General features: G+C 72.3%; 10 protein-coding genes. All 10 read right to left on the bottom strand.

From position 1 onward, the window contains the following. On the bottom strand, positions 1–137 hold a 137-nt coding region (locus HTZ77_RS38000), incomplete at its 3' end, for a serine dehydratase beta chain (protein WP_281387753.1). Beyond that, complete coding sequence (locus HTZ77_RS37995) at positions 134–709, bottom strand: sarcosine oxidase subunit gamma (protein ID WP_175594588.1); 576 nt, start codon at positions 707–709, stop codon at positions 134–136. The genes HTZ77_RS37995 and HTZ77_RS38000, both read right to left, overlap by 4 nt. Beyond that, positions 702–3,524, bottom strand: coding sequence for a sarcosine oxidase subunit alpha family protein (locus tag HTZ77_RS37990; protein WP_175594587.1), 2,823 nt, complete (start codon positions 3,522–3,524; stop codon positions 702–704). Before HTZ77_RS37990 ends, HTZ77_RS37995 begins: the two co-directional genes overlap by 8 nt. Further along, positions 3,521–3,799 carry a sarcosine oxidase subunit delta gene (locus HTZ77_RS37985; RefSeq protein ID WP_175594586.1) on the bottom strand — a complete coding sequence of 93 codons (279 nt, stop codon included), beginning with the start codon at positions 3,797–3,799 and terminating at the stop codon, positions 3,521–3,523. Before HTZ77_RS37985 ends, HTZ77_RS37990 begins: the two co-directional genes overlap by 4 nt. Before the next feature lie 9 nt (positions 3,800–3,808). Next, positions 3,809–5,041, bottom strand: a complete 1,233-nt coding sequence (locus tag HTZ77_RS37980) for a sarcosine oxidase subunit beta family protein (RefSeq protein ID WP_175594585.1) — start codon at positions 5,039–5,041, stop codon at positions 3,809–3,811. After that, a complete protein-coding gene (gene glyA / locus HTZ77_RS37975) occupies positions 5,038–6,318 on the bottom strand; it encodes a serine hydroxymethyltransferase (protein ID WP_175594584.1) in 1,281 nt (426 codons plus the stop codon). The genes HTZ77_RS37980 and glyA overlap by 4 nt, the downstream gene beginning before the upstream one ends. Positions 6,319–6,331: 13 nt before the next feature. Then, positions 6,332–8,734, bottom strand: coding sequence for a GcvT family protein (locus tag HTZ77_RS37970; protein WP_175594583.1), 2,403 nt, complete (start codon positions 8,732–8,734; stop codon positions 6,332–6,334). Positions 8,735–8,935: 201 nt separating this feature from the next. After that, the gene (locus tag HTZ77_RS37965) at positions 8,936–9,913 is read right to left on the bottom strand and encodes an ABC transporter substrate-binding protein (RefSeq protein ID WP_175594582.1); all 978 of its coding nucleotides are present in this window, start codon (positions 9,911–9,913) and stop codon (positions 8,936–8,938) included. A 44-nt stretch (positions 9,914–9,957) separates the two neighbouring features. Further along, positions 9,958–11,955 carry an ABC transporter permease gene (locus tag HTZ77_RS37960; RefSeq protein WP_175594581.1) on the bottom strand — a complete coding sequence of 666 codons (1,998 nt, stop codon included), beginning with the start codon at positions 11,953–11,955 and terminating at the stop codon, positions 9,958–9,960. Further along, positions 11,952–13,013, bottom strand: coding sequence for a quaternary amine ABC transporter ATP-binding protein (locus HTZ77_RS37955; protein ID WP_175594580.1), 1,062 nt, complete (start codon positions 13,011–13,013; stop codon positions 11,952–11,954). The genes HTZ77_RS37960 and HTZ77_RS37955 overlap by 4 nt, the downstream gene beginning before the upstream one ends. Positions 13,014–13,019 lie beyond the last annotated feature (6 nt).

The following is a 13,019-nucleotide window of genomic DNA, read 5'->3' as shown; positions in this document are numbered from 1 at the left end:
ACGCGGGCGACCTGGTCGAGCAGGCCGTCCTGGTCGAGGCCGCGCGCGAACTTGTGCGCGGCGGCCATCGGGCCGCCGGTGTGCGAGCTCGACGGGCCGATGCCGACCTTGAACAGGTCGAAGACGCCGATGCTCATGCCACGTATTCCGCCGCCGCGTCCAGCAGCCACTCCGCCAGGTACGCCGCGAACGACGAGCGGACCAGCAAGAGGAAGCCGTCCTCCCGCGGGATCAGCACGACCTGGGCCCTGGCCAGCGTGGTCTGCGCGCACGCGCCCGGCCCGAAGACGGCCGGGTGCAGGTCGAGGGCGCAGCCGTGGGCCAGCAGGTCCCGCGCGCGCGGGCCGGTGACCAGCAGGGCGGTGCGCTGGGCCGACACGTCCACGATCGACCCGTGCCGGTCGCCGAGCCCCTTGCGCAGCAGCTCCACCCGGTGGCCCTCGGGCGCGACGACCAGCCACTCGTCCGGGCCGAGCCACGCCACGGTCACCTCGTCGGCCCCCGACCCGGCCCGTACGGCCGTGCCCGGCTCGACCGGCAGGGGCACGCCGAGCGCGTCCCCGATGTCCCCGGCCGCCGGGGACGACGGATCGACGCGCACATCGATCTGGGTGAGGAACGGCAGCTCCGCCAGCCGCAGCGCCCCACCCCGGGACGCGGCCTCGAACCGGCCGGCGTAAGCCGCGGCCGGACTCCTGCGCTCAGCCATCACGGCGCGCTCCTTCCGGGTCGTACAGGACGTGGGAGGTGACGGTGACGGGCACCAGCGTGTCCCCGACGGGCGCGTACAGCCGCTCGCCGTGCCGGCCCTGCCCGCCCCGCACCAGCGCGAGCGCGAACGTGCGGCCCAGCGCCGCGCTGCGGTAGCTGGACGTCACGTGGCCGAGCATGGGCACGGGCGGCTCCGGCAGCGTGCCCGTGGACACCAGGTGGGTCCCCTCGGGCAGCAGGACCTCCGGATCCTCCGGCAGCAGGCCGACGAGCTGCTTGCGGTCCGTCCGCATGGTGTCGGCCCGCGAGAAGGAGCGCTTGCCGACGAAGTCGGGCTTCTTCTTCGACACGACCCAGGACATACCCAGGTCCTGCGGCGTGACGGTGCCGTCGGTGTCCTGGCCGACGATCGGGTAACCCTTCTCGGCCCGCAGCACGTGCATGGTCTCGGTCCCGTACGGGGTCACCAGGCCGGTGTCCATGATCTCCGTCCACAGGCGCAGGCCGTCCCAGGACGTCACGTTGATCTCGAAGGCCAGCTCGCCGGAGAAGCTGATCCGGCACACCCGCGCGGGGACGCCGGCCACCTCCGCCTCGCGCCACGTCATGAACGGGAAGTCGTCCACGCCCACCGCGAGGCCGGGCGCCAGGCCCGCGAGCACCTCGCGCGAGCCGGGGCCGACGAGCGCGACCGTGGCCCACTGCTCGGTGACCGACGTGAGGTGGACCCGCAGCCACGGCCACTCGGTCTGGAGCCACTCCTCCATCCAGTCGAGCACGGCCGCCGCGTTGCCGGTCGTGGTCGTGACGAGGAAGTGGTCGTCGGCGACGCGGATCACGGTGCCGTCGTCGAACACCATCCCGTCGGGCCGGCACATCACGCCGTAGCGGATGGAGCCGACCTTCAGCGAGCTCATCAGGTTGGTGTAGAGCCGGTCCAGGAACTCCCCGGCGTCGGGGCCGATCACGTCGATCTTGCCGAGGGTGGAGGCGTCCATCGCGGCCACGCCCTCGCGCGCGGCCGCGCACTCGCGCAGCACCGCGGCCTCCATGTCCTCACCGGGACGCGGGTAGTACCAGGGGCGCTTCCACTGGCCGACGTTCTCGAACAGCGCGCCGTTCGCGACGTGCCACTCGTGCAGCGCCGTCACCCTGACCGGGTCGTGCAGCGCGCCGCGGTCCCGCCCGGCCAGCGCCGCGAAGCTCACGGGCTGGTACGGGGCGCGGAACGTGGTCGTGCCCAGCTCGGCCACCGGGACGCCCAGGGCCTGGGCCACGACCGCCGAGGTCAGCAGGCCGGAGGTCTTGCCCTGGTCGTGTGCCGTGCCTGCGGTGGTGTAGCGCTTGACGTGCTCGACGGAGCGCAGCCCGGCGCCGGTCGCCCGGTGGACGTCGGCCACCGTCACGTCGCGCTGCAGGTCCACGAAGTGGCCCGTGTAGTCGTCGGCCGGGACCAGCCAGTACGCCAGAGGGGCCGCCTCCGGCGTCTCCTCCGCCCGCGGCGCCTCCACGGGACGGGACGCCGACGCGGCTCGGGACGCCGACGCGGCACGAGCGCCCGCGCCGGTGCCGTCGGCCAGGCAGCCGGGCAGCGCGAACACGCCCCTGGCGGCCCCGGCCGCCTCGACCGCCTGGGTGGAGGCGTCCGGGACGAGCGTGCCGATCGCCTCGTCGTAGCGCAGCGTGCCGCCCGACTGGCTGAACAGGTGGACGACCGGGTTCCAGCCGCCCGACACGAGCAGCAGGTCGGCGTCGATGGAGGAGACGCCGCCTGAGGAGACCGGGGAGACCTCGACCGAGGAGACCTGCCCGTCGCCCCGGGCGGCCGTCACCACGTGCCCGGCCAGCAGCTCGACGCCGCGCTCGCGCAGCCGGGCGGCGACGAGCTCACCGGCGGCGGGCCGCGGGTCCACGACGGCCGCCACGTCCACGCCCGCGTCGGCGAGGTCGAGGGCGGCGGCGTAGGCGCCGTCGTTGGCGGCGAACACCACGGCCCGGCGGCCCGGCAGCACGCCGTACCTGGTGGCGTAGGTGCGGGCGGCGCCGGCCAGCATCACGCCGGGCAGGTCGTTGCCGGCGAAGGCGATCGGCCGCTCGTGCGCGCCGGTGGCCAGCACCACCCGCCGCGCCCTGATCCGCCAGACCCGCTCGCGGGCCACGTGTGCGGGAGCCGCCGCGCCCAGGTGGTTGGTGCGCCGCTCGACGGCGACCAGGTAGTTGTCGTCGTAGTAGCCGAAGACGGTGGTCCGCCGCAGCACCCTGACCTCGGGCTGCTCCTCCAGGTGGGCCGCCGTCGCGGCGGCCCACTCGGCGCCGGGCACGCCGTCCACCTCGTCGCGGGAGCCGAGGAGGCCGCCGCCCGGTTCGGGCTGGTCGTCGGCGAGGATCACGCGCGCGCCGGTGGCGGCTGCGGCGCGGGCCGCGGCCAGTCCGGCCGGACCGGCGCCGACCACCAGGACGTCGCAGTGGGCGTGGACGGCGTCGTAGCGTGCCGGGTCGGGCCCGGCGGCCAGCCGCCCCTGACCGGCGAGGCTGCGGGCCACCAGGCCGTCGTACAGCTCGACGGTGGTGGCGGTCAGCATCGGCTCGGGGAACGGCTCCTCGATCTGGACGACCGCGTTGGGCTCCTCGCCGCCCGCGGCGAAGACGCCGCGCGGGCGGCCCAGCCTGACGCTCGTCGCGACCTGGCGCACGCCGTTGGCCAGCAGCGCGGAGGCCAGGGTGTCACCGGGGTGGCCGGTGTACTCCTGCCCGTCGAACCGGAAGCGCAGCACCCGGGAGCGGTCGATCCGGCCGCCGCCGTCGCGCCTCACGACGCCACCGGCCGCGGCTCGCCGACCCGGTAGACGCCGTGGATCTGGTTGGTCGCGGTGTCACGCAGGGCGTTGAACCAGCGGCGGCAGCCCGCGGAGTGGCTCCACCGCTCGGCGAACACGCCCTTGGGGTTGTCGCGGAAGAACAGGTAGCGGGCCCACTCCTCGTCGGAGAGCGCGGCCGGGTCCTCCGGGTAGGCGACGTGGGCCTGTCCGCCGTAGTGGAACTCGGCCTCCTCGCGAGGCCCGCACCATGGGCAGGGAATCAGCAGCATGTGACGTCCTCAGTGCGCGACCGCGGCGGCGCCGTGCTCGTCGACGAGCGCCCCGGTGACGAATCGGTCAAGAGAGAAGGGAGCGGCGAGGGGGTGCGGCTCGTCGTGGGCCACCGTGTGGGCGAAGCACCAGCCCACGCCGGGCGTGGCCTTGAACCCACCGGTTCCCCAGCCGCAGTTGAGATACAGGCCGTCGACCGGGCTCAGCCCGACGATCGGCGAGGCGTCCGGCGTGACGTCCACGACGCCGCCCCAGGTGCGCAGCACGTGCGCCCTGGCGAAGATCGGGAACAGCTCCAGCGCCGCGGCCATCTGCTGCTCGATGATGTGGAAGGCGCCGCGCTGGCGGTAGGAGTTGGCCGCGTCGATGCCCGCGCCCATCACCAGCTCGCCCTTGTGGGCCTGGCTGACGTACACGTGGACGGCGTTGGACATGACGACCGTCGGGTGCACCGGCTCCAGCAGCTCGGAGACCAGCGCCTGGAGCGGGTGGCTCTGCAGCGGCAGGTCGATGCCGGCGGTGGCGGCCACGACCGAGGTGTGCCCGGCGGCGCACAGCGCCACCCGGCCCGCCGCGATGCTCCCGCGGGTGGTCTCGACGCCGGTGACCCGGCCGTCGCTCACCCGCAGCCCGGTGACCTCGCAGTTCTCGATGAACTCGACGCCGAGCGCCGCCGCGGCGCGGGCGAACCCCCACGCGACGTAGTCGTGCTTGGCGATGCCGGCGCGCGGCTGGAACGTCGCCCCCATCACCGGGTATCGCACGTCCGGGGAGATCTCGACGATCGGGCAGACCTCCTTGACCTGCCGCGGGTCCAGCCATTCGGCGTCCACGCCGTTGAGCCGGTTCGCCTCCACCCGCCGGACGCTGTCGCGCACGTCCTGCAGGCTGTGCGCCAGGTTGAGGACGCCGCGCTGACTGAACAGCAGCGGGTAGTCGAGCTCGTCCTCCAGCCCCTCCCAGAGCTTGAGGGCGTGCTCGTAGATCCCGGCGCTCTCGTCCCACAGGTAGTTGGAGCGGATGATGGTGGTGTTGCGGGCCATGTTCCCGCCGGCCAGCCAGCCGCGCTCCAGGACCGCGACGTTGGTGATGCCGTGGTTCTTGGCCAGGTAGTAGGCGGTGGCCAGGCCGTGGCCGCCGCCGCCGACGATCACCACGTCGTAGGAGGACTTCGGCTCGGCGGCGTTCCACAGCCGGTCGGGGTGCTCGGGCAGGTCGGCGCCGGGCGGGCGGGGGCTCATCGGGCCTCTCCGTGGAGGGAGTGCTCGATGGCTCCGTAGAGCGGGTGCTTGCCGGCGAGCGCCTCGACCCGGCCGCGCAGGTGGTCCAGGTCGGCGCCCGGGGTCAGGGCGCCCACGATGACGTCGGCGACCTCGGTGAAGTCCGCGGCGCCGAATCCGCGGGTGGCCAGGGCGGGCGTGCCGATGCGCAGGCCGGAGGTGACCATCGGCGGGCGCGGGTCGAACGGCACGGCGTTGCGGTTGACCGTGATGCCCGCCGCGTGCAGCCGGTCCTCGGCCTGCTTGCCGTCCAGCTCCGAGTCGCGCAGGTCCACCAGGACGAGGTGGACGTCCGTGCCTCCGGTGAGCACCTTGACGCCGGCGGCGACCGCGTCGGGGGCGAGCAGGCGGTCGGCGAGGATGCGCGCGCCCTCCAGGGTCCGCCGCTGCCGCTCGCGGAACTCCTCCTCCGCGGCGATCTTGAACGCGACCGCCTTGGCGGCGATGACGTGCTCCAGCGGCCCGCCCTGCTGGCCCGGGAACACCGACGAGTTGATCTTCTTGGCGAGGTCCTCCGTGGACAGGATCACGCCGCCGCGGGGGCCGCCGAGGGTCTTGTGCGTGGTCGTGGTGACCACGTGGGCGTGCGGCACGGGCGACGGGTGCAGGCCCGCCGCCACCAGGCCGGCGAAGTGCGCCATGTCCACCATCAGGTACGCGCCCACCTCGTCGGCGATCCGGCGGAAGGCGGCGAAGTCGAGGTGGCGCGGGTACGCCGACCAGCCGGCGATGATCAGCCTGGGCCGGTGCTCGCGGGCCAGCCGCTCGACCTCGTCCATGTCGACCAGGTGGTCGCTCTCGCGCACGTGGTAGGCGACCACGTTGTAGAGCCGGCCGGAGAAGTTGATCCGCATGCCGTGGGTGAGATGCCCGCCGTGGGCCAGGTCGAGGCCGAGGATGGTGTCGCCCGGCTCCAGCAGCGCCGACATCGCGGCGGCGTTGGCCTGGGCGCCCGAGTGCGGCTGCACGTTGGCCGCCTCCGCCCCGAACAGCGCCTTCACCCGGTCGACGGCCAGCCGCTCGACCACGTCCACGTGCTCGCAGCCGCCGTAGTAACGCCGGCCCGGGTAGCCCTCGGCGTACTTGTTGGTCAGCACCGAGCCCTGGGCGGTCATGACCGCCTGGGGCGCGAAGTTCTCCGACGCGATCATCTCCAGCGTCGATCGCTGCCGGGCCAGCTCCGCGCCGATGGCGGCGTGGATCTCCGGGTCCACCACGTCCAGCGGGGTGTCGATCATGTGAGGTCCTTTCCTAACCGCGCAGCCGGGTCATCGCCGGGTCGAACAGGGGCTCCTCGGCCACGACCGCGTCCACCCTGCGGTCGAAGTAGCCGATCTGGACGGCTTGGCCCGGGTCGGCGAGCGAGGCGGGCAGCCACGCGTAGGCGATGCCCTTGCCGATCGTGTAGCCGTAGGCGGCGCTGGTGACGTGGCCGACGGGCCGCTCACCGTCGTACACGGGCTCCTTGCCCATGACCACCTCGTCGGTGAGCAGGCAGGTGAGCTTGCGGGTGACCGACTCCTTGCGGGCGAGCAGCGCCTCGCGCCCGATGAAGTCGCCCTTGTCGAGCTTGACGGCGAACCCGAGCCCGGCCTCGTACGGGTCGTGCTCGTAGGTCATGTCGGTGCCGAAGGAGCGGTAGCCCTTCTCCAGCCGCAGGCTGGTGAAGGCGCCGCGGCCGGCGGCGATGACGCCGTGCTCCCGGCCGGCCTCCCACAGGGTGTCCCACAGCTTGAGCCCCATGTCGGAGGTGGTGTAGATCTCCCAGCCCAGCTCGCCCACGTACGACAGGCGCAGCATGGTGACCGGCACGTTGCCGATGTAGGTGCGGACGCCGCGGAAGTAGCGCAGCGCGGTCAGGTCGGTGGCGGTCAGCGGCTGGACGAGGTCACGCGCCTTGGGGCCCCAGACGCCGATGCAGCAGGTGCCGGGCGTGATGTCGCGGACGAACACGTCGGCGGGCCGGTGGCGTTCCATCCAGTCGAGGTCCAGGTTGCCGTTGGCGCCGACCTGGAACTCCTGGGCGCCCAGCCGGGCCACGGTGACGTCGCTGCGGATGCCGCCGTCGGTGTCGAGGAGCAGGCAGTACGTCACGGAGCCGATGGACTTGTCCACGTCGCCGGTGGTGAGGCGCTGGAGGAAGGCGACGGCTCCCGGTCCGGAGACCTCCAGCCGCTTGAGCGCGGTCATGTCGTACATGGCGACGCCCTCGCGGGTGGCCTGCGCCTCCGCGCCGACGATCGGCGACCAGTACCGGGCCGCCCAGTCCCCCGGCGTGGGGATCTCGCGTCCGGACAGCAGCGGCGCGTTGGCGGCGTACCACTGCGGGCGCTCCCAGCCCGACGCCTCCAGGAAGGCCGCGCAGAGCTCCTGCTGCCGCGGGTGGAACGGGCTGGTGCGCAGCGGACGGGGCTCCCGCATCGGCTGGAGCGGGTGGATGATGTCGTAGACCTCGACGTAGTTCTGGCAGCCGCGGGCCAGCACGTAGTCGGGCGCGACCTGGTGCGGCTCGAACCGGTTGACGTCGCACTCGTGCAGGTCGAACGTCGAGCAGTGGCCGTCGACCAGCCACTCGGCCATCGCGCGGCCGACCCCGGCGGAGTGGGTGACCCAGACGGCCTCCGCCACCCAGAAGCCCTTGACCTCGGGCGACTCGCCCATGAGCGGCAGGTGGTCGGTGGTGAAGGAGAACAGGCCGTTGATGCCCTCCTCCACCTTGGCCGAGCGGGTGGACGGGAGGAGCTCCTGGGTCTCGCTCCACGCCTCGGCGAAGTCGTCGGGCGTGAAGGTGAGCACCGACGGCATCACCTCGGCCTCGTCCACGGACAGGATGTCGTCGGCGCTGACCGGCATGGGCCGGTGGCCGTAGTAGCCGATGCCGAGCGTGTCGAAGCGCTCGCGGAAGTACAGGTCGGCGTCCTGGTGGCGGAGGATCGGCCGGGAGCACTCGACCTTCTGGCCGGCCAGGCCGGGCACCTGCCCGGTCCAGGCGAGCTGGTGGGCGACCGGGGTGAGGGGCAGGTTCATGCCGACCATGCGGGCGACCCGGGGGCCCCAGATCCCGGCGCAGCACACCACGATGTCGGCGGGGATCTCGCCCTGGTCGGTCACCACCGCGGCGACCCGGCCGCCCTCGGTCCTGACGTCCAGCACCTCGTGGCGGGCGAGCACCCGCACGCCGCGCTCGCGGGCCCGGGTGAGCTGGGCGTCGACCGCCTTGACCGCCTTGGCCAGGCCGTCGGTGGGGATGTACAGCCCGCCGAGCACCTTGTCGGCGTCGAGCAGGGAGTGCCTGGCCGCGCTCTCCTCGGCCGTGAGCAGGTGGGTCTCGATCCCCCAGGCCGTCGCCCAGCCGTGGCGGCGGTGCAGCTCGGCGAGCCGCTTGGGGGTGGTGGCGACCTCAAGCCCGCCCACCTGGTGGAAGCTGTCCAGCTCGACGAACTTCTCCACCGTGTAACGGGCCATCTCGGTCATGGTCTTCGACCCGTTGATCTGGAACACCAGCCCAGGGGCGTGTGACGAGGAGCCGCCGGTGGCGGGCACGTCCCCCTGGTCCACGACGGTGACGTCGGTCCAGCCGCGGGCGGACAGCTCGTCGGCCAGAGCCGCGCCGACCACGCCCGCGCCGATGATGACGACGCTCGGGACCGTCATAGCCACCTCCGTTGTTGCGATATATGCAACCAAGCGCACTTTCCGCAACAAGAGTCACCCGCCGCATTCCGGGTGTCAAGGGGGTGTTCGTCGGATTCCGTACGGTTTTCCAGGCGGTTTGCCGACCGCTGGGAAACGCCAACGCGCCCGGCCCGATCGCGGTCGTCGATCGGGCCGGGCGCGGGGTTGCGCGGGCAGGCGTCAGCTCGTGGGAAGCCAGGCCTTGACCTTGTCGGGGTTGTCGGCCACCCACTTGGCGGCCGCCTCGTCGGCCGACATCTTGTCCTGCGCGATGTACTTCGCCACGAGGTTCTGGTCGTCGTTCGTCCAGGTGAAGTTCTTCACCAGGGTGTAGGCGGGGCTGCCCGAGTCCGCGAACTTCTTGCTCACGATCTTGTCCAGCTCGTACGGCGGGTAGTCGCACGCCACCTTGGCCGGATCGGCGTCGCAGCCCTCGGTGTAGGCGGGCAGGTTGACCTTGACCAGCTTCACCTCCGACAGGAACCACTGCGGCTCGTAGAAGTAGCCGATGACCGGTTTCTGCTGTTTCTCCGACTGGCGGAAGGCGGTGATGAGCGCGGTCTCACTGCCCGCGTACACGACCTTGTAGTCGAGCTTGAGGTTCTTCACCAGGGCCGCGTCATTGGTGACGAACGACGGGTCGCCGTCGAGCAGCTGCCCCTTGCCGTCGGATTCGGAGGTCTTGAACAGCGAGGCGTACTTGTTGAGGTTCTTCCCGTCGGTGATGTCCGGGTACTTCTTGGCCATCCACGGCGCCACGTACCAGCCGATGACGCCCTTGTTGCCGGTCGGCCCCGCCGACACGGCGACCTTCTGCTCGTCGATGTACTTCTTCTTCAGGTCGTCGTGGGCCCAGTTCTCCACGACCGCGTCCACCTCGCCGGTCGCGAATCCCTGCCAGGCCACCTCCTCCTTCAGGTCCTTCTTCACCACCTTGCAGCCGAGCTGTTTCTCGGCCACCTGGGCGATCACCGCCGCGTTGGCCTCGTAGCCGACCCACGGGTTGACCGCGAGGTTGAAGGTGCCGCAGCCTTTCGAGCCGCCGGTCGAGGCGGTGCCGGTCTCTCCGACCTTCGCTCCACCGCACGCGGTGAGCAGAAGTCCGGCACCCGTCACGAGCGCGGCGGCCCTGACCTTTCCGCTCCTGGTAACTGCCACCTGGTCCTCCTGGGTTTCTCGGGCCGAGAACCGGCCGGTGTCGTTCACTTGTGGTGCGGCCCGCCGTGCGCCGCCACGTCCGCCCGCTGGGTGGCGGCCCGCATGACCCGGTCGAGCACGATGCCGAGCACGACGATCGCGAGCCCGGCGGCCAGCCCCTTGCCTCGTAGCTGGTGCTGCGAGAAGCCGGCCACGACGTCGTAGCCGAGCGCCCCCGCGCCGACCAGACCGCCCACGACCACCATGGACAGCACGTAGATGAGTCCCTGGCTGGCCGCCAGCGTCACGGCGCTGCGCGCCATCGGGAGCTGGACCTTGGAGATGAGCTGCCAGGTGCTCGCCCCCGCCGAGGTCGCGGCCTCGACGGTGGTGGGCGAGACGCCCCTGATGCCCTCGGCCACCAGCTTGATCGCCACGGGCGCCGCGAACACCACGGCCGCGATGATCGCGGTGAACCGTGTCGCGCCGAACAGGCCGAGGATGGGCACCAGGTAGACGAAGGCCGGCATGGTCTGGCCGGCGTCCAGCACGGGCCGCAGCACGGTGTCCGCCCGGTCGCTGCGGCCTATCCACACGCCGGCGACCACGCCGAGCAGCATGACGAGGACCGTCGCGACGATGGTCGAGGCCAGCGTGACCATGCTGTCCTGCCACAGCCCGAGCAGCACCAGCAGCAGCAGCCCGGCCGCGGTCACCAGCGCCGCCCGCACGCTGCCCACGAGCAGGGCGAGGGCCACGGCCACGATCGTGACCAGCCACCAGGGCGAGCCGGTCAGCAGCGCCTCCAGCCGGTTGAGGAACTGGTTGGTCAGCAGGTTCTTGAGGGCGTCGGTGTAGGTGACCAGGCTGTCCTGCACCCACTGGCTCGCGGCGTCGGCCGCGCGGCGCACGTACGGGCCGGCGTTCGCCGCGATGGGGAACTCCGCCGCCCAGACGTAGGTGTACGACAGGTACGCGAGCACTCCGGCGACGCCCAGGACGCCCGCCACCTCCAGGCGGCGGCCCCGCGTCGTGCGCATCCGCCCGGCCCGGCGCTCCGCCTCCACCCGGCGGCTGGCCGCCGAGGTCACCCGGTCCAGCACCACGGCCATGATCACGATGGCCAGCCCGGCGTTGAAGGCGGTGCCGACGTCGAGGGTCTGCAGCGCCTTCAGCACCGTCTGCCCCAGGCCGGGCGCGTCGATGAGCGCCGCGATGGTGGCCATGGACAGGGCGGCCATGATGGTCTGGTTGACGCCGACGATGATCGTCTGCTTGGCCATGGGCAGCCGCACGTGCCGCAGCGCCTGCGCCGGCGTGGCGCCGAGCGAGGTGCCGGCCTCCAGCGTGTCGGAGGAGACCTGCCGGATGCCGTGCGCGGTGATGCGGATGGCCGGCGGGATCGCGTAGATCATCGTCGCCACCGTCGCGCTGGCGGGCCCGATGAGGAAGAACAGGGTGAGCGGCGCGAGGTAGACGAACGTCGGCATGGTCTGCATGAAGTCCAGCACCGGCGTCACCAGGCGGTGGAACCGGTCGCTCAGCCCGGCGCAGATCCCGAGCGGGATGCCCACGGCCAGCGACAGCGCCACCGCGGTCAGCGTGAGCGCCAGCGTGTCCATGCTCTCCTGCCACAGGCCCAGCGCGCCGAAGGACAGGAACCCGGCGGCCGTCAGCAGCGCGACCCTCCTGTTGCCGTACAGCAGGGCGACCGCGGTGGCCAGCCCGGTCACGCCGAGCCAGCCCAGCACGGGGACCGGCCGGCCCAGGGCGGGCTGGCTGATCAGGGCCTGGACGGCCGTCACGGCCTCGTCCAGGAAGAGCCGGATGTAGTTGATGAAGTAGAGGAAGAACGGGTTGGTGTTGCGGCTGTCGTCGATCGCGTCCATCGCGTCGCTCAGCGCGCCGTGCAGCGGGGTGAGCTCGGCTCCGCCCAGCGCGAGCGTGTCGTGCCCGCGCAGCAGCGCCCAGCCCGCCGCCCACACCGCGATCGCCAGGGCGATCAGGTACCTGCGGGCCGGCAGCCTGGCGGCCACCGCCGTGGTCGCGGAGACGGCTGTCATCCCTCCGCCTTCCCGGCGATCACCTCGAGGATCTCCGCGCTCGTGACCACTCCCAGCAGGTTTCCGCCGTCGGTCACGCGCACCGGCCGCTCGGCGGAGAGCACGGCGTGGACGGCGTCGCGGATGACCACGTCCGGGCCGAGCTCGGGACCGTCGAGCGGCTCGCCGGGCTGCGGCGGGCGCATGACCCAGCGCAGCGTGAGCACGTGGGAGCGGGGGACGTCGCTGACGAAGTCGCGCACGTAGTCGTCGGCCGGCGCGCCCACGACCTGGTCGGGCGTGCCGATCTGGATGACCTCGCCGTCGCGCATGATGAGGATCCGGTCGCCCAGCCTGAGCGCCTCGCTGAGGTCGTGGGTGATGAAGATCATCGTCTTGCCGACCTCCTGGTGCAGCCGGCAGACCTCGTTCTGCATCTCGCGCCGGATCAGCGGGTCCAGCGCGGAGAACGGCTCGTCGAACAGCAGCACCTCGGGGTCGGCCGCGAGGGCCCGGGCCAGGCCGACGCGCTGCTGCATGCCGCCGGAGAGCTGGTCGGGATAGGAGTTCTCGAAGCCGTTGAGGCCGACCAGCCCGATGACCTCGCGGGCCCGCTCGTAGCGGTCCTGCTTGGCCACCCCGCGGATCTCCAGCCCGAAGGCGACGTTGTCCAGCACGCACCGGTGCGGCAGCAGGCCGAAGTGCTGGAAGACCATGGCCATGCGGTGCCTGCGCAGCTCGCGCAGCCGGCGCTCGTCGGCCTTGCGCACGTCCTCGCCGTCCAGCAGGATCTCGCCGGCCGTGGGCTCGATCAGCCTGGTCAGGCAGCGGACCAGGGTGGACTTGCCGGAGCCCGACAGGCCCATGACGACGAACACCTCGCCCCGCCGGACCTCGAAGGAGACGTCACGGACGGCGGCGACGCAGCCCGACTGCTCCTTGAGCTCCTTGCGGGTGAGCGAGCTGCCCACGACGCTTTCCGCTTTCGGGCCGAACACCTTCCACAGTTCGCGCACGGAGAGGATCGGGGGGGCATCGGTGTCGGGTGCACTACGTTCGGCCACTGACGGTGCGGTCATGACCAC

The organism is Nonomuraea montanisoli (genome assembly GCF_013363975.1).
GTDB lineage: Bacteria > Actinomycetota > Actinomycetes > Streptosporangiales > Streptosporangiaceae > Nonomuraea > Nonomuraea montanisoli.
This window is presented reverse-complemented; position numbering and strand designations above follow the sequence as displayed.

Bases quoted from the DNA above. Each gene is read 5' to 3' on its own strand.
- HTZ77_RS37995 (WP_175594588.1), bottom strand. From the start codon at position 709: ATGGCTGAGCGCAGGAGTCCGGCCGCGGCTTACGCCGGCCGGTTCGAG.
- HTZ77_RS37985 (WP_175594586.1), bottom strand. From the start codon at position 3,799: ATGCTGCTGATTCCCTGCCCATGGTGCGGGCCTCGCGAGGAGGCCGAG.
- HTZ77_RS37980 (WP_175594585.1), bottom strand. From the start codon at position 5,041: ATGAGCCCCCGCCCGCCCGGCGCCGACCTGCCCGAGCACCCCGACCGG.
- glyA (WP_175594584.1), bottom strand. From the start codon at position 6,318: ATGATCGACACCCCGCTGGACGTGGTGGACCCGGAGATCCACGCCGCC.
- HTZ77_RS37970 (WP_175594583.1), bottom strand. From the start codon at position 8,734: ATGACGGTCCCGAGCGTCGTCATCATCGGCGCGGGCGTGGTCGGCGCG.
- HTZ77_RS37960 (WP_175594581.1), bottom strand. From the start codon at position 11,955: ATGACAGCCGTCTCCGCGACCACGGCGGTGGCCGCCAGGCTGCCGGCC.
- HTZ77_RS37955 (WP_175594580.1), bottom strand. From the start codon at position 13,013: ATGACCGCACCGTCAGTGGCCGAACGTAGTGCACCCGACACCGATGCC.